Annotated in this window: 18 protein-coding genes and 5 tRNA genes; 8 read left to right on the top strand and 15 right to left on the bottom strand. The window is 55.7% G+C overall.

The genetic code is table 11. The annotated features are described in order from the left end of the window. Nucleotides 1-104: 104 nt before the first annotated feature. The 8 genes from AC097N_RS01765 (at nt 105) to AC097N_RS01730 (ending at nt 7,161) form a co-directional block, all read left to right on the top strand. Nucleotides 105-1,298 carry an MFS transporter gene (locus AC097N_RS01765; protein WP_479579004.1) on the top strand — a complete coding sequence of 398 codons (1,194 nt, stop codon included), beginning with the start codon at nt 105-107 and terminating at the stop codon, nt 1,296-1,298. A gap of 4 nt (nt 1,299-1,302) precedes the next feature. Then, a complete protein-coding gene (locus AC097N_RS01760) occupies nt 1,303-1,428 on the top strand; it encodes a hypothetical protein (RefSeq protein ID WP_479579003.1) in 126 nt (41 codons plus the stop codon). 6 nt (nt 1,429-1,434) lie between these two features. Next, nucleotides 1,435-2,028, top strand: coding sequence for a class I SAM-dependent methyltransferase (locus tag AC097N_RS01755; RefSeq protein ID WP_479579002.1), 594 nt, complete (start codon nt 1,435-1,437; stop codon nt 2,026-2,028). A gap of 36 nt (nt 2,029-2,064) precedes the next feature. Further along, complete coding sequence (gene dapA, locus AC097N_RS01750; RefSeq protein ID WP_479579001.1) at nt 2,065-2,958, top strand: 4-hydroxy-tetrahydrodipicolinate synthase; 894 nt, start codon at nt 2,065-2,067, stop codon at nt 2,956-2,958. Beyond that, nucleotides 2,958-4,085, top strand: coding sequence for an outer membrane protein assembly factor BamC (gene bamC / locus AC097N_RS01745; protein WP_479579000.1), 1,128 nt, complete (start codon nt 2,958-2,960; stop codon nt 4,083-4,085). Before dapA ends, bamC begins: the two co-directional genes overlap by 1 nt. 12 nt (nt 4,086-4,097) lie before the next feature. Further along, nucleotides 4,098-4,889, top strand: coding sequence for an MBL fold metallo-hydrolase (locus AC097N_RS01740; RefSeq protein ID WP_479578999.1), 792 nt, complete (start codon nt 4,098-4,100; stop codon nt 4,887-4,889). 36 nt (nt 4,890-4,925) lie between these two features. Further along, complete coding sequence (locus AC097N_RS01735) at nt 4,926-5,516, top strand: lysophospholipid acyltransferase family protein (RefSeq protein ID WP_479578998.1); 591 nt, start codon at nt 4,926-4,928, stop codon at nt 5,514-5,516. A 455-nt stretch (nt 5,517-5,971) separates the two neighbouring features. After that, a protein-coding gene (locus AC097N_RS01730; RefSeq protein WP_479578997.1) for an IS3 family transposase occupies nt 5,972-7,161 on the top strand; the annotation gives its coding sequence in 2 pieces (ribosomal slippage) (nt 5,972-6,230 and nt 6,230-7,161; 1,191 coding nt in all). 85 nt (nt 7,162-7,246) lie between these two features. On the opposite strand, the gene AC097N_RS01725 is transcribed toward AC097N_RS01730, so the two are convergent. The 15 genes from AC097N_RS01725 to AC097N_RS01655 form a co-directional block, all read right to left on the bottom strand. After that, nucleotides 7,247-7,675 carry a hypothetical protein gene (locus AC097N_RS01725; protein WP_479578996.1) on the bottom strand — a complete coding sequence of 143 codons (429 nt, stop codon included), beginning with the start codon at nt 7,673-7,675 and terminating at the stop codon, nt 7,247-7,249. Nucleotides 7,676-8,862: 1,187 nt separating this feature from the next. Next, nucleotides 8,863-10,152, bottom strand: coding sequence for a plasmid recombination protein (locus AC097N_RS01720; RefSeq protein ID WP_479578995.1), 1,290 nt, complete (start codon nt 10,150-10,152; stop codon nt 8,863-8,865). Between the two features lie 31 nt (nt 10,153-10,183). Continuing rightward, nucleotides 10,184-10,924 (bottom strand): Rha family transcriptional regulator, encoded by a 741-nt coding sequence (locus tag AC097N_RS01715; RefSeq protein WP_479578994.1) that lies wholly within the window; start codon nt 10,922-10,924, stop codon nt 10,184-10,186. Nucleotides 10,925-10,933: 9 nt separating this feature from the next. Continuing rightward, a complete protein-coding gene (locus tag AC097N_RS01710) occupies nt 10,934-11,227 on the bottom strand; it encodes a helix-turn-helix transcriptional regulator (protein ID WP_479578993.1) in 294 nt (97 codons plus the stop codon). 570 nt (nt 11,228-11,797) lie between these two features. Further along, nucleotides 11,798-13,015, bottom strand: coding sequence for a tyrosine-type recombinase/integrase (locus tag AC097N_RS01705; RefSeq protein ID WP_479578992.1), 1,218 nt, complete (start codon nt 13,013-13,015; stop codon nt 11,798-11,800). 174 nt (nt 13,016-13,189) lie between these two features. After that, nucleotides 13,190-13,275: transfer RNA gene (locus tag AC097N_RS01700), tRNA-Leu, on the bottom strand. A 38-nt stretch (nt 13,276-13,313) separates the two neighbouring features. Continuing rightward, a tRNA-Cys gene (locus tag AC097N_RS01695) sits at nt 13,314-13,387 on the bottom strand. A 48-nt stretch (nt 13,388-13,435) separates the two neighbouring features. Next, nucleotides 13,436-13,511: transfer RNA gene (locus AC097N_RS01690), tRNA-Gly, on the bottom strand. Between the two features lie 33 nt (nt 13,512-13,544). Then, a tRNA-Gly gene (locus AC097N_RS01685) sits at nt 13,545-13,620 on the bottom strand. A gap of 65 nt (nt 13,621-13,685) precedes the next feature. Next, nucleotides 13,686-16,130 (bottom strand): endopeptidase La, encoded by a 2,445-nt coding sequence (gene lon / locus AC097N_RS01680; protein ID WP_479578991.1) that lies wholly within the window; start codon nt 16,128-16,130, stop codon nt 13,686-13,688. A 122-nt stretch (nt 16,131-16,252) separates the two neighbouring features. Further along, nucleotides 16,253-17,518, bottom strand: a complete 1,266-nt coding sequence (gene clpX, locus AC097N_RS01675) for an ATP-dependent Clp protease ATP-binding subunit ClpX (RefSeq protein WP_479578990.1) — start codon at nt 17,516-17,518, stop codon at nt 16,253-16,255. 124 nt (nt 17,519-17,642) lie between these two features. Continuing rightward, nucleotides 17,643-18,263: an ATP-dependent Clp endopeptidase proteolytic subunit ClpP gene (gene clpP / locus AC097N_RS01670; RefSeq protein WP_479578989.1), complete on the bottom strand. Its 621-nt coding sequence runs from the start codon at nt 18,261-18,263 to the stop codon at nt 17,643-17,645. A gap of 122 nt (nt 18,264-18,385) precedes the next feature. Beyond that, nucleotides 18,386-19,696: a trigger factor gene (gene tig, locus AC097N_RS01665; RefSeq protein WP_479578988.1), complete on the bottom strand. Its 1,311-nt coding sequence runs from the start codon at nt 19,694-19,696 to the stop codon at nt 18,386-18,388. Between the two features lie 81 nt (nt 19,697-19,777). Beyond that, nucleotides 19,778-19,864, bottom strand: a tRNA-Leu gene (locus AC097N_RS01660). A 57-nt stretch (nt 19,865-19,921) separates the two neighbouring features. Beyond that, nucleotides 19,922-23,110 carry an efflux RND transporter permease subunit gene (locus AC097N_RS01655; protein ID WP_479578987.1) on the bottom strand — a complete coding sequence of 1,063 codons (3,189 nt, stop codon included), beginning with the start codon at nt 23,108-23,110 and terminating at the stop codon, nt 19,922-19,924. Between the last annotated feature and the right edge of the window lies 1 nt (nt 23,111).

Genomic DNA, 23,111 nt, shown 5'->3' with positions numbered 1-23,111 from the left:
TGTATGAAAGCACAGCCAAAAAAGTGGCAAGTCATGCGCTCACCATGAGATAGCCGCGGATTCGCTACATTTATCGGATGCCGAATTCCAATAAAACCCTTTCCATGACACGAGTCCTTGTGTGTGGTGCCGCCATCGTGACGCTCTCCATGGGTATCCGCCACAGCTTTGGCCTGTGGCTCCAGCCGATCACCCAGAGCCAGGGCTGGACGCGAGAAACGTTTGCCTTTGCCATCGCCATTCAAAACCTCGCGTGGGGCATTTCCGGCATCTTTGCCGGCATGGCCGCGGACCGTTTTGGTGCTTTCAAGGTAATCGTTTTGGGAGCCCTGCTGTATGCCCTGGGCTTGGCGGGCATGGCACACGCCAACACACCGAGCTTGTTCACCCTGTCTGCTGGCGTGCTGATTGGCCTCGCGCAAGCGGGCACTACCTACGCTGTCGTATACGGGGTGATTGGCCGCAACATCGCCGCCGACAAACGCTCCTGGGCCATGGGCATCGCCGCGGCCGCAGGCTCGTTTGGCCAGTTTCTGATGGTGCCAACCGAAGGTTTTCTGATCAGCAGTTTCGGATGGCAGCAAGCCCTGGTCATCCTGGGCTTCGCCTCGTTGCTGATCGTGCCACTGGCCTGGGGACTGCGGGAGCCCGGGTTTTCTGGCGGCGCGCCACTGCGCCGAGATCAAACCATTCTTCAAGCCTTGACGGAGGCCTTCAAGTACCCCAGTTTTCAATTGTTGATGGCCGGCTATTTTGTTTGTGGCTTTCAGGTCGTTTTCATTGGCGTGCACATGCCCAGCTATTTGAAAGACAAGGGCCTATCGCCCCAAGTGGCGAGCTACGCACTCGCGCTGATCGGCTTGTTCAACGTATTTGGCACCTATGCCGCGGGTGTGCTGGGGCAAAGGCTGCCGAAGAAAAATATTCTGGCTTTTATCTACCTGGCCAGGGCAGCGGTGATCTCATTGTTTCTGATCGTGCCCCTGTCGCCCCTCAGCGTGTACGCATTCTCCGCAGCCATGGGCTTGTTGTGGCTGTCTACAGTGCCCGTCACGAATGCCGCGGTGGCACAAATTTTTGGGGTGGCACACCTCTCGATGCTCAGCGGCTTTGTGTTTTTCAGCCATCAAATCGGCTCATTCCTTGGCGTGTGGCTGGGCGGCTACCTGTATGACCGCACGGGCAGTTATGACATCGTGTGGTACATCGCCATTGCGCTGGGCGTGCTCGCAGCGCTGGTCAACCTGCCGATCAAGGAAAAATCCATCATCCGCAACGCGGTCACAGCGGGAGCCTGACCCCATGAACAAGGTTCACCAGCGTTTTTTGTATGCGGGCGCTGGTTGCGTCCTGCTGGCCGTTTTTTATCTCTATACCCGCCCTGATTTCCTGGTCACACTGGCCAACCAGGTCTGGGCCTGCTTCTGAAAAGCGATGAATAGCGTGAATACGTCAATTTCCACAGAGTTGCATGGGTTGGGCACGGCTTCCGCATGGGTCCAGCGCTGGTCTCATCTCGTGGTATCCCAGGGTTCAGTCCTGGACCTGGCCTGTGGCGGAGGACGCCACATGAAATGGTTCGCCGAAAGAGGGCATGCCGTCACCGGTGTAGACCGCTCGCCCGATGCCGTACAGGCGGCTGCTGCGTATGGCGAAGCCGTGCTGGCAGACATTGAAAATGCCCCCTGGCCATTAACGACAGGCATGCAGACGCGCACATTTGATGCGATCGTTGTCACCAACTACCTGTGGCGGCCGCTGTTCCCCAAGATTCTGGAGAGTCTGGCACCGGACGGCGTTCTGATCTATGAGACCTTTGCCATCGGTAATGAAGCCTTAGGCAAACCCTCCAGGCCCGATTTCCTGTTGCAACCTGCAGAGCTTCTATCCGCTTTTGGCACCCTTCGCGTCGTCGCTTTCGAAGAGGGATTCCTTGACAGCCCACCGCGTTTTGTCCAGAGAATTGCAGCCGTGAAGCCGGTTTTACCCGTTGTAACGGACCCGACATCGCGCCGATACCTGCTCTAGGTAGAATGCTCTTTTACAGTTAACCACTCCTTGGACATGACATCCTCAATCAGCCAAATCACCGGTAGCATCGTGGCGCTGGTCACTCCCATGTTTGAAGATGGCAGCGTGGACTACCCCACCCTTCGCAAACTGATCGACTGGCACATCGCGGAAGGCACTGACTGCGTTGGCGTGGTAGGTACCACAGGGGAGTCGCCCACCGTCAATGTGCAGGAGCATTGCGAGATCATCCGCGTGTCTGTAGAACAGGCTGCCGGACGAGTTCCGATCATGGCCGGGTGCGGCGCCAACTCCACAGCAGAAGCCATTGAACTCACGAAGTTCGCCAAGGCAGTCGGCGCAGACTGCCAGTTGCAGGTGGTTCCCTACTACAACAAGCCGACCCAAGAGGGGCAATACCTTCACTTCAAGGCAATTGCCGAAGCGGTGGAACTGCCGATGATTTTGTACAACGTGCCGGGCCGGTCCGTAGCCGACATGGCCCATGAAACCGTGCTTCGCTTAGCGCAAGTTCCGGGCATCGTGGGTATCAAGGAGGCCACCGGCAACATTGATCGCGCGCAGTGGTTGATTCGGGAAGCACCCAAAGGATTTGCGATTTACTCCGGGGATGATCCAACTGCCGTTGCCCTCATGCTGTGTGGCGGGCATGGCAATGTCAGCGTGACAGCTAATCTGGCCCCCAAACTCATGCATGAACTTTGCGTTGCAGCCATGGCAGGTGACACAAAACGGGCCATGGAAATTCAGTTCAAGCTGATGCCCCTGCACAAGCACCTGTTTGTCGAGGCCAACCCCATCCCCCTGAAATGGGCGATGGCAAGAATGAATCTGTGCGGTGGAACAATGCGGCTACCCATGACGCCATTGACCCCATCCAACGAAGCCACCGTTGAAGGCGCGTTGCGCGCTACCGGTCTGGTCTGATGGACCTGAACTGGCCGAAACCATTACCCAAAGGGATACTTTTTGTGAATCAACTCTCCAGACTGGCGCTCGTGAGCGTTTCGTTGGCGCTCGTCGCCTGCTCCGCGCTCGAAAGCGACAAAATCAACTACAAGAGCGCCGCCAAAGGCCCCTCACTGATAGTGCCACCGGATTTGACCCAGTTGTCGCGCGATACCCGTTACGCCACGCCTGATGCCCCAGTCACAGCATCCACCTTTCAGGCAGGTCAAGCGACAGCGCAGGCCGCCCCGACAGCGGTCGCTCAATTGGGTGATGTACGCATTGAACGAGCCGGGACACAGAGGTGGCTGGTAGTCAATCGTCCTGCCGACAAGCTGTGGGAGCCCGTTCGTGACTTCTGGCAGGAAAATGGTTTCTTGCTGGCCATGGATCAGGCGCCATTGGGAATCATGGAAACCGACTGGGCAGAAAACCGGGCCAAACTTCCCCAAGACTTTATTCGCAACGCCTTGGGCAAAGCGCTTGACTCTTTGTATTCGACGGGTGAGCGTGATAAATACCGCACCCGTCTGGAACGCAATGCGGCGGGCGGCACTGATATTTTCATCAGCCACCGGGGCATGATTGAGGTGTACGACAGCTCCAAGAAGGACTCAACTGTGTGGCAGCCACGTCCAACAGATCCCGAAATGGAAGCTGAATTCCTGCGCCGCCTGATGGTTAAACTCGGTGTGTCGCAAGAGCAGTCGACAGCCATGCTGGCGGCTGGCGCCACAAAAAACACTTCTCGCGCAACGACTGTCGACGGAATCCCCGTAGTACAGATTGACGACGGCTTTGATCGTGCTTGGCGTCGGGTAGGTTTATCACTTGACCGTACCGGCTTCACAGTTGAAGATCGCGACCGCAGCAAGGGCATCTATTTTGTCCGTTATGTCGAACCTTCCGCTGACAAGGCAGAGCCCGGGTTCTTTGGCAAGCTTTTCAGCGGTACAAAAGCAGCGTCTGGACCCTTGAAATATCGCATTTCAATAACCAGCCAAGGGGAGACAACGACCGTCACGGTCCTGGATGCCAGTGGCAAGCCCGACCTCAGTGTCAACGCTCAACGCATTGTCAAAATCATTGCTGACGACTTGAAGTAAACGGATCGCAGAATGCTGCGATTCAAAATGCTGGGCAGCGGCAGTTCTGGTAACTCAACTGTCGTGGAAGCCCATGCTGAGGGCGGAATCAGCCGCATGCTGATTGACTGTGGACTGAGTCTCAGGCAAATTGACCTGCGCCTAACTCAAGCCGGGCTATCAGCCGAGATGATTGATGCAGTGTTCATCACACACGAACACAGCGACCACATTGGCTCGGCAAGGCAATTCGCACTAAGGGGACGCAAGCCGCTGTGGCTGAGCGAAGGCACCTACGAGGCGATTGGAAGACCCGACCTCGACGGCTTGAAAATGATCGCCAGTGATGCGGTTCCCTTCAAGGTTGGCGATCTCCACGTTCTACCATTTGCCGTGCCTCACGATGCCCAGGAACCCCTCCAACTCGTTTGCTCATTTGGGCCGGCACGACTAGGCGTTGTCACCGACCTGGGTCACGCAACGCCCCGCATCCTTGAACATCTTGCCGGGTGTCACGCACTCATCCTTGAATGCAATCACGACCTCGATTTGCTTGCCGCATCGCGCTACCCACCTTTTCTTAAAAAACGTGTTGGGGGGCAATTTGGACATCTCTCTAACCCCCAAGCCGCAGAAATTGCCCGGGCGCTTTGTCATCCAACCTTATCACACGTTGTAGCGGCCCATTTGAGCAAGCACAATAATCGCCCGCAACTCGCCTTGGCGGCGCTTGCTTTGGCGCTAGACCGAGACATCTCCGGCATTGTCGTGGCGCACGCCTGCAGTGGCACGGAATGGCTTCACCTTGAACTGCCAAGCCATTGAAGTCGCCTTCGGCAACCGACACCAAACCGACACGATATGCAGCCAACCATTTTCGATACACCGATCGTCAATACGCTCATGCGGTGGTTCTCCGTTTCCACTCTGCGCATCATGGGCTGGCGCATCAGCGGTGAAAAACCAAATATCGACAAATACGTGATCATTGCGGCACCCCACACCAGCAATTGGGACTTCCCGATCACCTTAATGGTCTGTTTTGCCATGCGTCTTCCAATTTACTGGGTGGGCAAAGCCAGCTTGTTTCCCTGGCCAGTCGGCTGGTTGATGCGATGGCTGGGCGGCATCCCAGTTGACCGCAGCAAGGTCAACAATCTCGTTCAGGGAACTATTGATTCATTCAACCGGACTCAACGCCTGACAGTCGTGGTTCCTCCCGAAGGAACACGAGGAAAGGTCACCCACTGGAAAACTGGCTTTTATTACATTGCACAAGGCGCTGGCGTCCCAATTGCCCTGGCTTTTCTTGACTTCAAAGAAAAAATAGGTGGCATTGGTCCAATTTTTCAACCAACTGGCGATATTTCGGCTGATATGCTGAAAATCCAGAAATTTTACAAAGGGATCAGTGGCAAGAACCTTCAACAGTTCAATGACGAAGCGTCTTAGCAAAGACCAAGATGTTACTTGAATGAAAGTTCAAACTCGTGATACCCATTAAAGCAACAAAAACCCGCTATAGCTATAAGCCACGCGGGTTGTGAGGGGGTCTGAAACGGTCTGAAATGATCACTTGGTGCCGAGGCCGGACTCGAACATCAAGCTGCAAACCGCATGAATGCTGCATTCTTGAATCAAGGTTCTGGAAAGTACCGTCAAAAGTACCGTCATTAATCAAAGCGTCTCATTTATGTCACAGGGTGATTTAGTATGCAGCGATATGACAGTCGATGTCCGGCCCGGTATGGTGCCGGACTTTGCTACTTCCCTCCTATCGTCACAAAATGCGCCGCGACGTTACCAATTGACCCCGCTGGCTCTGTCACACCTCGGCATCAATGTGACCTTGCCCTGGAAAAACGTATCCCTTGCTGAGTGTTTAAATTCAAGCAAGGAGAACGGAAATGACAAAGACGACGCGAGCACGGTACACGCTCGAATTCAAGCAAGAAGCGGTACGACTGGTCGAGGGTGGCCAAAGCATTGCGGCAGCGGCACGGACATTGGGAGTGGTCGACCAGACGCTGTTCAACTGGGTCAAGGCACAGCGCCAAGGCCAACTCAAGGGGGCTGACAGCAAGGCCAAAGTCAGCGCCGAGCAGATGGAGATCAGCCGGTTGCGGGCCGAATTAGCGCGGGTGAAGATGGAGCGCGACATTCTGGGAAAAGCCACGGCGTACTTCGCAAAGGGATCGATTTGAAGTACGCCTTCATCCAGCGCCACCGCAGCGTTTGGCCGATCTCGGTGCAGTGCCGGGTGCTGGGCGTGAGCATGGCCGGGTACCACGAGCACTTCGCTCGGCTGGCCAGGGCTGCCCAACGTCGCCATTTGAGCGACGACGCATTGCTGGTGCACATCAAGGCCATCCACACTGAAACCCGAGGCGGCTACGGCTGGCCACGCACCTGGAAGGAACTGCTCGCCCGTGGCATCTGTGTGGGCAAGGACCGTGTGCAAAAACTCATGCAGTTGCACGGCATTCGTGCCAAAGGAAAGCGGCGCTTCAAGGTCACCACCGACAGCAACCATGATCAGCCGATCTCGTCCAACTTGCTCAACCGGGAGTTCACGGTGGCAGAGCCCGACAAGGTCTGGGTGGGTGACGTCACGTATATCGCGACTGACGAAGGCTGGCTGTTTCTGGCCGTGGTGATTGACCTGTTCAGCCGCCAGGTGGTGGGTTGGTCGTTGCGAGACGACATGACGCGCGACATCGTCATCGATGCATTGCGCATGGCGTGGTTCAAGCGGCATCCGAGCAAGCAGGCTGCACTGATGTTCCACAGCGACCGCGGGAGTCAGTACGCCAGCAAGGATTTCCGGGATGTACTCCAGGAGTACGGCATCACCAGTTCAATGAGTCGGCGCGGCAACTGCTGGGACAACGCCTGTAGCGAGACGCTGTTTGGATCATTGAAGGTGGAGCGGTTATACGGCCAGAGGTTCAAGACTCGGCGTGAGGCCAAGGATGAGACTATTGGCTGGCTGCTTTGGTATAACCGCACTCGACTGCATTCAACGCTGGCTTACCTCAGCCCGGTGCAGTTCGAAGAAAACTGGCTTGCAGCTCAGCCCAAGCAAGCCAACTCATGATCTCAGTTATGGGATACGGATTCCAGGGGCAAGGTCAATGCAGAAACCGTATCCTGAGCCGTTTTTCTCGGTGCGCCAGCGATCGTCAATTTTGAATTGACGTGAGCATGTCTTTTTCGAAGTAGAGATAGCCTCCGTCATAAACCCATTGCTCACGAGTGCCGCGTGCATTTGTCGTGCGGTTTATGTGTTTTGGTTTCCCCCATGAGCTGTCCAAAACATCTTGCTGGCTCATGCCGATAAGAACCCCTTCTTTCTTTTTCTGTGCTTTCAAAACGCGGTCTTTTTTTCGATCTTCGGCGTCAGTCGCAGCGGCGAGCTTGTTAGCAATCGCCTTCGCATCGGTCGCCTTTTTAAGTCGCTCCCTTTTTTGCGATGATGTCTCGCCCTCTAGTTCGTCCCGCATCTTTTCACATTTCTCAGGTTCTAAACTGCCTGCGCATTGCGGGTGCTTTGCATAGGCCAAACCAATAGTGCCTGCCCATAGTGCGAATGTGACAGCAAAAATTTTCATGTTTCCCCCTTTTGTTGCCTTACAACTTTTTTCCAGTTTAAAGCCTTCCGGTATGGGTGGAACAATTACCACGCTAGATGATGCCGACAGTCCATGAATAGAACAAGTCCATGTAAATCGTTAGGTGGTGCACGTATGATCGTCCACGTTGGCACTTCAATATAAAAAAATTTCAGTCGGGTTGGCTTTCGCCCCATCAGTTGAGATCGAATCGCGCTTGATTCCCCCGAATCTTTAACCGTAGAGAAAATGCCAATGCTTAGTCAAACTGTCGCCGTACTGCTTGTTTCTGTTTTTGTTGCTTCAAGCTGCATCGCGGCGCAATCTGAGATACCAATTCCGCGTAGCGTCTCTGGGGACAAGGGAACGTACTTCCTTCTAGAAAAGAAGAAAGTCGGAAGCATTGTTCGCGCACTGAATATGCGGATTGGCGTTGACAGCGTGGGCTACACACTGACAGAAACAAACTGCGCAAATATGCAAATGCGTGTACTCGGGTACAGCGAGCAATCCCCGTCCGCTATCAAAGAAAGTCCAGAGAATTGGTTCACCTTAGCTCCAGGCTCAAGCAAAAGCGACCTTGCGAATTTCGTCTGCCGCTAGTGGACGACTGGAACAACTACCACTTGAGGTGATGCCGCCATGCGTTTAAAACCATATGCAAACCGTATGTGTTTTTCCGTTGTCGAGGTGGTGGCGGTGTTGGTCGAAACTGCCCAGCCACTGGAACAACTACCACTCCAAACCCCTGCGCGAGTGGAACAACTACCACTCGCCAGCGCCAAACCCTTGACTGAACCTTGACACTGCCCGGCCCGGTTGATGCCTTTCAGCGTTACGGGAAGTGACGGTTTACTACAGGCAAGCTGTTCGCCAGCGCCCGGGACACTATCCGGTCAACCGCCGCCCGCTCGTCATCTTCCAGTCGATCACGCGCTTGGTCAGCGTGAAACTTGGCATAGGCTAGCGCCCGAACAGTGCGAGGATGTGGCCCTTTTCGGAAGTGAAACCGTAGAGCGCCTTCGGTCACTCCCAAGTCACGCGCCACGGCCCGGACTGACTCGCCAAATACGGCCCGCCCGAAGGCTTGCTCTATTTGTAGAAAAGTAATCTTCATTTTGCGTAGTTATGCGGAGTTTTTTGGGGTCGTGGTGTCGTCATATCAGCCCGTGGCTGCGCTTTCGACGCTAGCGCAGGTCACATAGCGCCGCCCGGCCTTCGCTCCCGCTGTAGGCCGATCTGGTCGCCAGCGCAGCATTTACCCAGCAGTCAGCAGCTTGTCGCTTGAGACGAGCCGGTGGTGGTGGCGGTGCGCAGTAATCGCCGTCTTGGAATCGAGCCGGGTCGAGGTCGCTGTCCCGTACTCTCGTTGTCGTTTCCACAAAGGGCTCTTCGGTGACGGCCCCGGCAAACTTCATCGGCAGGTCGCCCGGCAGGTCTGGCAATGGCTCATTGGGCAGGTCGAGAGGTGCGCTGTCCAGTTCGCCCAAGTCTGGCAACTCAAGATCAGGAAGATCGAGCCGGTCTGGTGCTTTGTTGGCGAACCCACTACACAAGAATGGGATTGCTTTTTCGGGGTCGCTTTCAATCCCATATGCGTTTGGCCCAATCCCATATGGTTTCGCCCGGCGCTCTGTTTTGCCTCCTTTACCGGCTGACAGTGCGATTCGTTGGAATGCCGCGCCACCATCTTCACAGCGATCTCCAGTTATGCCCAAAGGCCCAACGAGGCCCGCAGGCTTGCGCCTCGTCAGCTTTAACAGGGCTTGGAGTACATCAGGGTCGAGGTGCGGTGCGAGTAGCTCAGTGAGCCGCGTATTGACCGCTGTTGCGGCTTCGGTCAGCGCCTTGCCTTTGAGTTGCGGCAGTAGCTTTAAACCGAACTTCAGACCAATGTCGCGCCCGAACTTGGCTTGTAATTCCGGCCATGTTTTTGTCGATGTAAAGCCGTTGCCGACCCACTCGCCATCGATGATAGGCACCATCAGAATGTGAAGATGCGGGGTTTTTTTGTCGATGCCTTCGTCAAAGTGGGTATCGGCGGTGAGCACAATGCCCCGGCCTAAGTTGTCTTGCGTCCACTCCACGCACCACGCAAAGTATGCCAAGTAATCAACCGTGAAATCATCCGGCGTCGTGAATAGCAGTTCAAAGGCTTGTGAGTAGTCTTTTCGCTTGGGTGTGTAGCCCACGCTTGCCATCATTGCCTCTTGTAGCGCCACCACGCCCTCGGTGCTGTCTGGCCCGAGCAGGCACTGGTTCAGGTGTATTTGTGTTGGGTCTGATTTGCGTCTCCAGCCCCGGCCTTCAGGGTGACGCCGGTTGTGTTGCGCCGCCGCCAGCAGTGATTGCGGCTTGCGCCCGGCAAGCGCAGAGAGGCCGATGGACTTTACCGACGGCGGCAGGACTAGCCCGCTCATTGCGCCCGCCTCAATCGTGCCAGGAGCGCCGCCAGCCAAGTCGAGGGGGTGGCGCACCACGCCATCAGGAAAACCGTTTGTAGGAGTCTCATTGCGACGTCTCCAACATGGTGCAAGCTGTCAGCGCCAGCAAGGATTGCTTCACCCGCTGATAGCCGTCGCGGTGGTCTTGCGCTGATTGCATGGCCCGTGCTGCCATCTCTTGCGCGACAATCAATAGCGCCTGTTTCCCCATTGGCGCCGATGCACGTTGACCGGCTTCAATACCCGCCGCCTTGTTGACGGCCTTGTTCACATTCATGTGTATCAGCCCCTCGTTTGAGGCGGTCGCTGATACCGCGTGTATCGCGTCCTTCAGTTGGTGGAAGCTTGGCAGATACTCGGTTTGGCGTATATCAGCAGCCCGGCGAGCATTGCCAAAAGCTGCAATCAACTTGGATTTGAGCGCCACAACGGTCTCGGAGTTGCGGCTTAAACTCAGCAGTAGGTACGCTTGGTCTTCATTGAGCAGTGCGTATCGTTCAGCGTTTCCGCCGCCTTGCTTGCGGTCACCAACCTCCTTTTTAAATGTCAGTTGGCCGTGTTGTTTGAACACGTTTTCGTAGCGGTCAAGCAGGTTCAAAACTGCTTTGTGCTTGTTCTTCAAGCCACGCGCCACAGTCCGAGAATCAACCCGCGCTTCGGTCGTGGTGGTGGTCAGCGTGACGTTATCGCCAGTAGAATCAGTTATCAACTCTGATCTAGTCGCCGTGGTGGTTTTGCCCCCGGCGGCTTTGTCATTGGGCGTGACTTTTCCCGGCTTTACGCCGTGCGTTTTGGTGGTGGTCATGGCCAGCCCCTATGCGATGGCTTGCGCTGTCATCCATGCACGCACGGTGCCCACATTCCAAGCCGTGACACGCTCAGAAAGTTTGATCGGTTTGGGGAACGTGCCCGCCTTCACCTTGCGCCACAACGTCGGGGCACTGAATGGCAGGGGTGCGGGTGTAGATGGCCTTTTGGGGCTTTGGACCAGTTGTGACTCTCGAATGAATGCACTGTCTGGCAGTGCGTCGAAATTTGAGTAATTGGCTGGAGTCTTAACTTCCGGGACGCTAAGTGAAACCGAGGTTTTGAGGTTGGTAATGTTCACGGAGAAGCCTTGTTCGAGGCTTGACCGATGGTTGAAAAATGCCACGGCCAAGCGTTTCAATCGCAGTTTTTAAGCTGCACGCTTCGCCGTTCAGGTCTCTGCACTGACCTCATGCTTTCCACTGGTGAAAGCCCTTGCGTTGCCGCAAGTGGTCTGATTTGTAGCGCTCCTGAGCAATTGGACTGGGGAAGAATTACGTTGTGTCTGGGGGTCGGGTGCGGTGCCCTAGCCATAACACGTTTAACTATTCAGTCGGCTGTTTATCCGCACAGTGTAGTTCATTTCATATCACTTCATATTAATCACCCAATGAACACCCCTTTTGAGTCAAGTGCCACGCCAGCGGCTCGGGGTGCATCGGTGCTCCCTCCGTCGAGGTAGGCATGGATAAAACTGATTATTTCGGTTTCCTGCCCTTGTTTAAAGCGGCCAATTCAGCAGCTTGTTTAGCCTGCGTGTCTCGAAACACCACGAAGTAGAGCCCAAATTTGCTCATCAAATCTGCGTATACCTGTGCGGCCTGATATTCCTTGGGTGTTGCAATGATTGGTTGTATCTCCATGACTTGCCTCACACCGCCTTGAACTGGATCACGTCCGCACCCATGCGCAGTTTGTCCAGGTAGTCCGCCCATATCTGCATCATGGCACGGCGTGCTGGCAGGTGTGCTGTTCGGTTGTAGGCCCGCCCATTGGCATCCTTCACCGCATGGGCTAGTTGATGCTCTATCAAGTCAACCCGCTGCTCCAGCACCTCATCTAGGATTGTGCGTGCCATGGCCCTGAACCCGTGGGCGCTGTGAACCTCTTTCGCAATACCCATGCGACGCAAAGACGTGTTCACCGTGTTTTCAGACATGGGACGTTCACCGGTCAAAAGGCTGGGGAAAACAAACCTGCCATGCCCGGTAAGCGGTTGCACGCTGCGCAGAATCTCCACCGCTTGTGTGGATAACGGGACAAGGTGGCCAACCTTCATTTTCATTTTGCTGCCAGGTATGCGCCACTCTGCCGCGTCCAGGTCAATCTCGATCCATTCGGCTTTGCGCAGTTCACCGGGACGCACAAATAACAGGGGTGACAGTTTGAGCGCCGCCACCGTGTAAGGGTGCCCGCTGTAGTCGAATATCGAGCGCATCAACTCCCCTGCCTGCTTTGGCTCCGTGATGGCTGCAAAGTGGCTGGGGGCTGCCGTCGTCAGTGCGCCTTTTAAGTCCTGCGTTACGTCCCGCTCTGCGCTGCCCGTGGCCACCGCGTAACGAAATACCTGCCCACATACCTGTTTTACCCGCTGCACGGCATCCAATGCGCCCCGGCCTTCCATCACCCGCAATGCGCCCAGCACGTCACGCGGCCCGATTTGAGCAATCGGCATCTTGCCAATGAAAGGGAATACATCTTTTTCAAGCCATGCAATACGCTTGTTTTGGGTGGATTCGATCCGCTCTGCCGCCGTTTTGACCAACCAGTCACGGGCCACCGCCTCAAAGGTGTTTGCCGCCGCCGCTGCCGTGGCTTGCTTTTCTTTCTTTTTGGCTGTGCCGGGGTCGATACCGTCAGCCAGCAGTTCCCGTGCCTTTTCGCGTCGCTGTCTGGCCTTGGCAAGCGAAACGGCTGGATACACGCCCAATGCCAATGTTTTGCGCTTTTCGGCAAAGCGGTAATCCATGCGCCAGTACTTGCCCCCTGCGTTCACCAGCAAATACATGCCGCCCCCATCCCTGTGCTTATCGCCAGCGGGTGCCCCGGTAGGTTTGCTGTTCTTCACGAAGGTGTCTGTTAGTGGCATATTGCCCCTTTGGCGGTATGTCGGCTGGCGGTATTTGTTGATACCGCCAGAAGTACCGCTTTTTTGGCGGTATGTCATGTTAGCCCGTGAAACCCTATGAGGCAACAAAAAACCCGCTGTAGCTATAGGCCACGCGGGTTGTGAGGGGGTATGAGACGGTCTGAAATCATTGAATGGTGCCCGAGGCCGGACTCGAACCGGCAACTCCGTGAGGAGGACAGATTTTAAGTCTGCTGTGTAAACCATTCCACCACTCGGGCATGGCCGCCTGATTTGCCGAGACGACTGTAAAAAATATTGGAGGCGCGACCCAGAGTCGAACTGGGCTAGACGGATTTGCAATCCGTTGCATAACCGATTTGCTATCGCGCCAACTATTCTGACAAAAAAAGGGAAGCAGTGCTTCCCTTTTTTGGAACTTGGAGCGGGAAAAGAGTCTCGAACTCTCGACCTCAACCTTGGCAAGGTTGCGCTCTACCAACTGAGCTATTCCCGCAAAACTGCAAGCCTAAGCTTGCATTAGATTACCTGGAGCGGGAAAAGAGTCTCGAACTCTCGACCTCAACCTTGGCAAGGTTGCGCTCTACCAACTGAGCTATTCCCGCGTTTCAAGCCTCAAATTATAGCGTATTTTTCTGGCGCCTTTAACTGAAACCCGCACTAAATACATTTAGTGTTTAACCGATCCCTCCAACGCGGGAGCAACAGCAGGAACAACCGCAACAACAGTGGCTACCAAGGGCTCGTCGTCCAGTAATGGTGTTGGCATTCTCTCCAATGCAATTTCCAGCACCTTGTCAATCCACCTCACTGGCACTATCTCAAGTCCGTTTTTAACGTTCTCGGGAATATCCTGCAGATCCTTTGCGTTCTCTTCCGGAATCAAGACCGTCTTGATGCCTCCACGAAGGGCTGCGAGCAGCTTTTCCTTCAAACCGCCAATCGCTGTCACTTCGCCGCGCAGGGTGATCTCACCAGTCATGGCGACATCACCGCGAACGGGAATGCCCGTCATGGCAGACACGAAAGCGGTAGTCATTGCGGCACCCGCACTGGGGCCATCCTTAGGCGTTGCGCCATCTGGAACGTGAATATGAATATCTTTCTTTTCAAAGAATTCATCCTTGATACCCAATCGACGCGAACGGCTACGCACCACGGTACGAGCGGCCTCCACGGACTCCTTCATGACATCGCCAAGTGACCCTGTTCGCGTGATGACACCTTTACCAGGCATCATGGCCGCTTCAATAGTCAGCAAATCGCCCCCCACCTCGGTCCAGGCCAGACCAACAACTTGACCCACTTGATTTTGCTGTTCCGCACGCCCATAGCTGTACTTGCGCACACCGAGGAAATCATTGAGGTTGTCGACTGTCACTTTGACCTGCGGCACCATCTTCTTGAGTTGCAAACCCTTGACCACCTTACGGCAAATTTTGGAAAGTTCGCGTTCCAATGAGCGCACGCCCGCTTCACGGGTGTAATAACGAACGATGTCACGTACAGCCTCCTCGCTGACGACCAACTCGACATCCTTGACACCATTGTTGGTCATCTGCTTTGGCAAGAGATATTTGACCGCAATACTGGTCTTTTCATCTTCCGTGTAGCCAGCCAGGCGAATCACTTCCATTCGATCCAGCAACGCCGGAGGAATATTCATGGAGTTGGATGTTGCAACAAACATCACATCACTTAGATCGAAGTCCACTTCGACGTAATGATCACCAAACTTGTGATTCTGCTCAGGGTCAAGCACTTCCAGCAGTGCGCTGGATGGATCGCCCCGGAAGTCGGTTCCCAACTTGTCAATCTCGTCGAGTAAAAACAGCGGGTTGCGGGTACCGACCTTCGATAAATTTTGTAACACTTTTCCCGGCATTGCACCAATGTAGGTACGGCGATGACCACGGATTTCAGCTTCGTCACGCATGCCGCCCAAGGCCATGCGCACATATTTCCGCCCTGTCGCCTTCGCGATCGATTGTCCCAGTGACGTTTTTCCAACGCCCGGTGGGCCGACCAGACACAGAATAGGCGCCTTGACCTTCTCGACCCGTTGCTGAACTGCAAGATATTCAAGTATGCGGTCTTTAACTTTATCCAGACCGTAATGGTCTTCGTTAAGTACCTTTTCAGCATTGCCCAAGTCGTGCTTGATCTTTGTCTTGCCAGCCCAAGGCAATCCGGTCAACACATCAATGTAGTTGCGAACAACCGTTGCCTCGGCTGACATCGGAGACATCAGCTTGAGCTTCTTGAGCTCTGCCTCCGCCTTTTTAAGGGCATCTTTTGGCATTTTGGCCGACTTGATCTTCTTCTCGATCTCATCGATATCAGCGCCCTCTTCGCCTTCACCCAGTTCTTTCTGGATGGCTTTTACTTGCTCATTCAAGTAGAAGTCGCGCTGATTTTTTTCCATCTGCCGTTTGACCCGTCCACGGATTTTTTTGTCCACGTTCAGAATATCGACTTCACGTTCGATCTGCTCAAACAAATTCTCAAGACGTTCCTTGACACCAGCCAAGTCCAGCACGGCCTGCTTGTTGTCCAACTTAAGTGGCAAGTGCGCTGCAATGGTGTCCGCAAGGCGGCCTGCATCGTCAATGCTCGAAATCGAAGTAAGGATTTCTGGAGGGATTTTTTTGTTCAGTTTGACGTACTGGTCAAACTGCTGCATCACGGCGCGACGCAGGGCCTCAATTTCACTGGCTTTTCCGCGTGGCTTGGCTTCAGGTTCAACAACCGCCTCCACAGGCGTGACGTTGGCAGAAAAATGCAGTTCGCCTTCTTCAATCTTGTTCACGCGTGCACGTTGCTGGCCTTCAACCAGGACCTTGACGGTACCGTCAGGCAACTTGAGCATCTGAAGAATAGTGGAGACGCAACCGACGTCAAACATGTCGGTGACAAGAGGATCATCTTTGGCCGCAGCCTTCTGGGCCACCAGCATGATGCGCCGCTCGGACTCCATGGCCGCCTCAAGGGCCTTGATGCTCTTGGGCCGGCCCACAAACAGCGGGATGACCATGTGCGGAAAAACAACCACGTCACGCAATGGCAACAATGGCAAATCGAGAGGGGTAGCAGGCAGTTGGGTATGACCAGACATAGGGAAACCTTTACGTTACCTGTTAAATATGGATCAGAAATGCGGATTTTCAACCCGCAAATGATTATTGACTGGTCTCGGGCGCCTCAAATTTGAGTAAACAACCGCAAAGACCAGCCAAATCAAGCCTTTTTGGCGGTTTCGCGATAGACCAGCAGCGGCGGCTTGTTTTCTTCAATGGTCGACTCGTCAACCACCACCTTGTCGACATTGGCCGTATTGGGCAATTCGTACATGGTGTCGAGCAAAGCAAACTCAAGAATAGAACGCAAACCCCGAGCGCCAGTCTTGCGTGCGAGCGCCTTCTTGGCAATTGCCTTCAAGGCCGATGGCCTGATTTCAAGGTCAACACCTTCCATGGCCAGCAACTTGGCGTACTGCTTGACCAGTGCATTTTTGGGCTCCGTCAGGATCTGCACCAGCGCATCTTCCGTGAGTTCAGCCAAAGTGGCGACCACAGGCATACGACCAACCAACTCAGGAATCAGACCAAACTTGATCAAATCTTCCGGCTCGACATCCTTGAAGACCTCGGTCAGACTGCGCTGCTCTTTGCTCTTGACCGCTGCACCAAATCCAATGCCTGACGACTCTGTCCGGTTGTCAATCACCTTCTCAAGGCCTGAGAACGCACCGCCACAGATAAACAGGATGTTGGTCGTGTCGACCTGAACGAAATCCTGATTCGGGTGTTTGCGTCCACCTTGAGGCGGCACGCTGGCCATGGTGCCCTCAATCAGTTTGAGCAAAGCCTGCTGAACGCCTTCACCAGAAACGTCGCGCGTGATGGACGGGTTGTCCGACTTGCGGGAAATCTTGTCGATTTCGTCGATGTAGACAATGCCACGCTGCGCCCGTTCAACTTCGTAATTGCAGCTTTGGAGGAGCTTCAAGACAATGTTTTCAACGTCTTCGCCTACGTAACCAGCTTCGGTCAGCGTGGTCGCATCGGCCATCACAAAAGGAACATCCAACATGCGCGCCAAGGTTTGCGCCAGCAGTGTCTTGCCGGAGCCCGTGGGGCCAATCAGCAGAATATTGCTTTTGGCCAATTCGACCTCGTCTTTTTTCGAGGTCTCTTTGTGCCGCAAACGCTTGTAGTGGTTGTAAACCGCGACCGCAAGTGTGCGCTTGGCGGGTTCCTGACCAATGACATAGTTGTCCAGATTGGTCTTTATCTCGGTCGGCGTGGGCAAATCACTTCCTGCCGCACGTGCCTCCGTGGTGGCCGGCAATTCGTCGCGAATGATCTCGTTGCAGAGATCAATGCATTCGTCACAGACAAATACAGACGGGCCTGCGATCAGCTTCTTGACCTCATGCTGGCTTTTGCCGCAAAAGGAGCAATAAAGAGTTTTTTCGCTGGAGGAGCCTTTTTTTTCGGCCATGTGAACTACGCCCTTTTCCGGTATGTTACCGAATGATACTCAAATAAAAACGGCGCATTCTTTGACAGAAAGCACCGTGATCTCTATAGAAAAGCCTCAGCCTGTGACAGACGACTGACGTCCATCAAGCCCGCTTGGAAATGACCTTGTCGATCAGTCCATATTCCTTGCATTCGTCAGCGGACATGTAGTAATCCCGCTCTGTGTCACGCGCAATGCGCTCCAAAGGCTGACCGGTGCGCTCAGCCAGGATCTTGTTGAGTTGCTCACGCGTCTTCAATATCTCGCGGGCCTGGATCTCGATCTCGGTCGCCTGACCTTGGCTGCCACCCGAAGGCTGATGGATCATGACCTTCGAATTGGGCAGGGAGAAACGTTTGCCCTTGGCACCTGCTGCCAAAAGGAAGGCACCCATACTGGCCGCCATACCTGTGCAAAGAGTAGACACTTCTGGCTTGATAAAGTTCATCGTGTCGAAAATTGCCATGCCGGCGCTGACCGAACCACCGGGGGAGTTGATGTAGAACGAGATGTCCTTGTCAGGATTTTCGCTCTCCAGGAACAACAATTGTGCGACCACCAGATTGGCGACCTGGTCGTTGACCGGTCCCACCAGAAAAATGACGCGCTCTTTGAGCAGGCGTGAATAAATGTCGTAAGACCGCTCACCACGACCTGATTGCTCAATCACCATGGGCACCATGCCCAACGCTTGCGTATCCATTGCACCAAATCGCACGTTCATATTGACTCCAAATAGGCAGATACTGTACCGAAAAATAGGCACCACAAAGAAAATGGGGCTTGCATACAAGACTACAAGCCCGGCGCAAGCCCCATTTACAGTCGCTCGAGGCGACTTTGATCTCAGTTTTGAGCCATCAACTCGTCAAAGGACACGCTCTTGTCGCTGACCTTGGCTTTTGACATGACGAACTCGGTCACATTGTTTTCAATGACAATCGCTTCAACTTCAGCCAGGCGGTTGTTGTCGCTGTAGTACCAGCGCATCACGTCGGCGGGCTTTTCATAGCTGGCAGCCAGCTCTTCAATGTGAGATTTGATCTGCTCGGTCTTGGCTTGCAGGTCATTGGAACGAACCAACTCAGCAACCACCAGACCCAAACGGACACGACGCTCAGCCTGGGGGCGGAACACGTCATCAGGAATCGGCGCCTTGTCGGCATCCTTCACGCCGCGCTGCTTCAGGTCGGCACGGGCGCCTTCCAGCAAACGGCTGATTTCCTGCTGCACGCTGGTGTTGGGCAGGTCGAGTTCGGCCTTGGACACCAGAGCGTCCATGACGGCCGCTTTGTTGCGGGCCAACAGGCGGAACTTGACTTCACGCTCCAGGTTTTTCTTGATGTCAGCGCGCAGGCCCTCGACCGTGGCGTCGGCAATACCGAGTGACTTGGCCAGCACCTCATTCACTTCAGGCAAATGAGCGGCCTCGACCTTCTTGAGCGTGACCATGAAGTCAGCCGTTTTGCCGGCCACATCTTTGCCATGGTAGTCAGCGGGGAAAGCCAACTGGAAGGTCTTGCTTTCGCCGGATTTCATGCCGCGGGTCGCGTCTTCGAACTCCTTGAGCATCTGGCCATCACCAATGATGAACTGGAAGTCTTCCGCTTTGCCGCCGGCAAATACTTCACCGTCGATCTTGCCTTCGAAGTCAACCGTCACGCGGTCGGTGTCTTGCGCAGCGGCGTCATGCGCGCGCTGGGCGAAGGTACGGCGCTGCTTGCGCAGGATGTCGATGGTTTTGTCGATGGCGCCATCGGTGACTTCAGCGGTGAGTTTTTCAACTTCAGCGGTGGTCAGGTCACCGATTTTGACTTCCGGGTACACCTCAAACACGGCGTCAAAGGCCATTTCGCCTTCAGGAGAGGCTTCACTCTCGGTGATGCGGGGCTGGCCGGCAACGCGCAACTTGGCCTCGTTGGCGGCGGTGGCAAATGCTTCACCGACCTTGTCGTTCATCACTTCGTAGTGAACCGAGTAGCCGTAGCGCTGTGACACCACGTTCATGGGCACTTTGCCGGGACGGAAACCGTCCATCTTGACGGTGCGAGCCATCTTTTTCAGACGTGCTGCAACTTCAGACTGAATGCTGCCCACGGGCAAGGTCAATGTGATTTTGCGTTCCAGCTTTTCCAGGGTTTCAACAGTAACAGCCATCGTAATGCTCCTAAATATTAAACAGTTGAGGACAAAGCTTGCCGTCTGTCGGCTGCAGTCTGCCCTTCAAATTCTCAGAAGTGGTGCGCGGGGGGGGACTCGAACCCCCACATCCTTGCGGACGTCAGGACCTAAACCTGGTGCGTCTACCAATTTCGCCACCCGCGCTAATAACAAGGGGGTGATCATGAAGAACACCCCCGGGATATAGGTCAACTTATTATTTTAACCTGCCGCGCGAGTCTCCCGCTTGACCCTGAACCAGGCGGCGTACATGGCGGGTAAAGCCAGCAGCGTCAGCACCGTCGCAACGACCAGGCCGCCCATGATGGCGACCGCCATCGGGCCCCAAAATACCGAGCGCGACAGCGGAATCATGGCCAGCACGGCAGCGGCGGCCGTCAGCACAATGGGCCGCAAACGCCGCACCGCAGACTCCACAATCGCATCCCAGGCGGGCACACCCCGGGCACGGTCCTGCTCAATCTGGTCAATCAAAATCACCGAATTGCGCTGAATCATGCCCATGAGGGCAATCACCCCCAGCAAGGCGACAAATCCGAATGGGCGATTGAGCAGCAACAAGGCACCGGCCACACCGGCAATGCCCATCGGGCCGGTCAGAAACACCAGCATGGCCCGGCTGAAGCTGTGCAACTGCAGCATGAGCAAGGTGAATGTGATGAACAGCATGATGGGCACGCCCGCCACAATGGAGCTGGAGCCCTTGGAGCTTTCTTCAACCGCACCGGCCACTTCGATGCGGTAGCCCGTCTGTCCGGCAGCGTGCCAACGGGCCTCAATCGCCTTCAAGGCCGGCAATAACTCGTTGGTGACCGTGGCACCCTGCAGGCCTTCGACAATATCGCTTTGTACCGTGATGGCGTAGTCGCGGTTCTCGCGCCACATCACGCCGGGCTCCCAGTTGAAGACCGGTTTGGCGATTTGGGTCAGGGGGATGGATTGGCCTGACGCCGTGGGCACGTTGGCGTTGCCAATATCAGTCAGCGTGTTGCGTTCATCCAGCGGCTGGCGCAGCACGATGTCGATGAGCTTGTCGCCCTCACGGTACTGCCCGACGTTGGTGCCCGCCAGCAGGGTGCGCGAACCTTGCGCAATCGACTGGCTGGTCACGCCCAGCGCGCGCGCCTTGGCCTGGTCCACCTCCAGCCGGATGACCTTGACGGACTCATTCCAGTTGTCATTCACGCCACGGGTGTTGGGGCTGGCGCGCAGGGCAGCCTTGACCTCGTCGGCCCGCTCGCGCAGGACCAGCGGGTCTGCACCCACCACACGAAATTGCACCGGGAATGGCACGGGGGGTCCATTGGGCAACAACTTCACCCGCCCGCGTACCTCGGGGAACTCGGTGGCCAGCAAGGCGGGCAACTTGATCCGAAGCGTCTCGCGCACCTTCAAATCCCTGGGCACGATGATGAACTGCGACACATTGCTCTGTGGAAACACCTGGTCCAGGGGCAAATAAAACCGCGGCACCCCGGAACCCACCCAAGTGCTGACCGTGTCGACGCCCACCTCCTGGATCAGCCGCGCTTCGACGCGCCGGGTCACCGACTCGTTGGCGGCAAACGAGGTGCCCTCGGGAAACCAGATATCCACCATGATCTCAGGGCGGCTGGAGTCCGGGAAAAACTGTTGCTGCACTTGGCCCATGCCCACAATGCCCAGGGCAAATGTCAGCACGGTGGCGCCAATGGTCAGCCAGCGGTGCTGCACACACCAGTTCACGGCATGGCGAAACCCGTTGTAAAACGGCGTGTCAAAGTGCTCCTGGTGGCCCTCCCCCTGGTGCACACCTTCTGCCGCATGGGGCCTGGCCTTCAGCAACAAGGTGCCCAGGTAAGGCACAAAGTACACCGAGACCAGCCAGCTCACCACCAGTGCAATCACCGTCACGGCAAAGATGGCGTAGGTGTATTCCCCCACGGTGGAGCGCGCCATGCCAATGGGCAAAAACCCGGCGGCGGTGATCAGGGTGCCGGTCAGCATGGGCATGGCCGTGACTTCATAGGCAAACGTGGCGGCGCGCACCTTGTCGTAGCCCTCCTCCATCTTGCGCACCATCATTTCCACGGCAATGATGGCATCGTCCACCAGGAGACCCAGCGCGATGATCAGCGAGCCCAGCGAAATTTTGTGCAGTCCAATGCCCAGGTAGTCCATGAACAGAAAGGTCACCGCCAGCACCAGCGGGATCGTGATGCCCACCACCAGGCCGGGGCGCATGTCGATGTACCAGCGCTTCCACAAGGGGTGATTCCCGGGCCGGCGGTGAAAGCCCAGGGCAATGAAACTCACCGCCAGCACAATCACCACAGCCTCAATCAGCACGCTGACGAACTCGTTGACCGACTTGGCCACGGCCTTGGGCTGGTCCTGCAGCTGCACCAGATTGACGCCCGCCGGCAAACGCTTCTCGAGGGTGTCGGTGGCCTTTTTCAGCGCCTTGCCCAGGGCAATGATGTCGCCACCCTTGGCCATCGACACGCCCAGTGCAATCACCTCGCGGCCCTGGTGGCGCACCTTGACGGCAGGCGGATCAACATAGCCGCGCTTGATCTCGGCAATGTCACCCAGCCGCAACTGGTTCACCGCCGCATTGGTGCCCGTGCCGTAGCCCCCGCCCCGGATGGGCATGGCGCGCAGGTCGTCTATTGCATTGAACTGGCCGCCCACGCGCACCTGCACCACGTCCAGCGGCGTCTGCACGGCACCGGCAGACTCCACGGCGTTTTGCTGGCCGAGTTGCGCCAGCACCTGGTTCATGTCCAGCCCCAGCTGAGCCAGGCGCTTCTGGGATATTTCGACAAACACCTTTTCGTCCTGGGCGCCAAACAACTCCACCTTGGCCACGTCAGGCACCCGCAACAGCTGCTGGCGGGCCTCATCGGCCAGGGTCTTGAGTTCGGCGTAGCTGAAGCCGTCGGTCTCCAGCGCATAGATCACACCGTACACGTCACCAAATTCGTCGTTGAAAAAGGGACCTTGCACCCCGCCCGGCAAGGTACCGCGGATGTCGCCCACCTTCTTGCGCACGCTGTACCAGACGTTGGGAACCTCGCTGCCTTTGCTCGAATCCTTGATCTGGAAAATGATCTGCGACTCGCCCGGCTTGGAATAACTGCGGATCTTGTCAGCGTAGGGCACCTCTTGCAGCGTGCGCTCGATCTTGTCGGTCACCTGCTCGGCCATTTGCTGGGCGGTGGCCCCCGGCCAGTAGGTGCGCACCACCATCGCGCGAAAAGTGAACGGCGGGTCTTCATCCTGACCGAGCTGGAAGTATGCTGCCAGGCCCAGCAGCATCAGCACGATCATCAAATACCGGGTCAGCGCGGCATGGTCCAGCGCCCATTTGGAGAGGTTGAAGCCCTCTTTGGGTCGATCAAGGTTCATG

It is taken from the genome of Rhodoferax sp. LS1R11 (genome assembly GCF_056521395.1).
Note: the sequence above shows the minus strand (reverse complement) of the source record. Positions and strands in the feature narration are given on the sequence as shown.